The sequence below is a fragment of the Arthrospira sp. PCC 8006 genome (assembly GCF_046480465.1).
Lineage (GTDB): Bacteria > Cyanobacteriota > Cyanobacteriia > Cyanobacteriales > Microcoleaceae > Limnospira > Limnospira platensis.
This window is the reverse complement of sequence record NZ_PKGG01000459.1, coordinates 1-1,305: the sequence shown is the minus strand read 5'-3', so window position 1 is coordinate 1,305 and position 1,305 is coordinate 1. Positions and strand designations below refer to the sequence as shown.

1 pseudogene is annotated in these 1,305 nt (G+C 51.2%); it reads left to right on the top strand.

Features of this window, described 5'->3' with window-relative positions:
- Positions 1–164: 164 nt before the first annotated feature.
- Positions 165–1,040: pseudogene (locus B9T16_RS28745) on the top strand (response regulator); the annotation flags it as partial.
- Positions 1,041–1,305 lie beyond the last annotated feature (265 nt).

Sequence of the window (1,305 nt, the reverse complement as noted above, 5' to 3'; positions counted from 1 at the left end):
TAATTTGCTCACGAGGCACATCGATCATATCCTCCACCCCATCCATAGGGAAAGCAATCCGAGCCCGATCGCTAATACAACAAAGCGCCCGGGAGATACTCATATTGAGTGGGAGGCGGATCGTAAAGGTAGTTCCCTCTCCCAATACCGAATCGGTAGTAATATTGCCTCGTGAGCAAATTAAAACAGGATCAGACGGTAAACAGACCCTAGAATGGCGGGGTTCGGTGCTGCCTTTCCGCCACCTGCGGGAATTACTTACCTATAAACGCCATTTGGGTCGCGGCGGTGTTTATGGTGCGAATATCGAAGAGGATATGATTTCTGTGATTGTACTACGGGCGGCGCTTAATTATCTGGCTGTTCAAGTTGATCAGGTTTTGGTAGAACAGGAAATCGTAATTAAACAGCTTGAAGGTCCGGTACCTAAACCTATTGGTATCGCCGGGGCGACTGTTTTGGGGGATGGTCAAATTGTGGCGATCGCCGATGTTTTAGAATTAATTGACCTGGCTACTGATCGGGTACGCCGAACTGATAATACCATGATAGGGGATGATAATCTCCCCAGTGAACCCATAGATGCTCCCGCCTCTAAAACTGAGCCGACTGTGCTGATTGTTGATGATTCGATTACAGTGCGATCGTTGTTGTCTATGACCTTTGAAAAATCCGGCTATCGGGTTGAAGAAGCCCGCGACGGTAAGGAAGCCTGGGAAAAACTTAAATCTGGCTTACCCTGTGATATCGTCTTCTGCGATATTGAAATGCCCCGTATGGACGGCTTGGAACTTCTCTCGCGAATGCAGAAAGACCCACAACTCGAAGGTCTACCTATTGCTATGTTAACTTCTAGGGGCGCTGACAGACACCGCCAGATGGCTTATCAATTAGGCGCGAGAGGCTATTTTACTAAGCCTTACCTAGAAGAACAATTACTCGAAGCGGCGGGGCGAATGTTACGCGGTGAAATTGTCGGGAAACCAGCAGGCGCTAAAGTGAAGCTGGGGGCGGGCGATCAGACTCGAGCTGTGTGCTAGTCGTGCTGGTGTTTGGGTCCTATGGTCTGTGTGCGAGTGGTGCTGGTGTTTCCGATAGCGGATCTTGCACCCGCCCCTACAAGCACCCGCCCCTACCAGTCTTGTAGCCGTACCGTGCAAAGGGCAGAGCTGTGTGCGAGTGGTGCTGGTGTTTGGGTCCTATGGGGCGGGTGTATATAGTTGGCTGGCTTTTCACGTGGCTGATCGCGCACCCGCGGGCGGGTGTATATAGTTGGCTGGTTTTTCCCGTGGCTGATCGCGCACC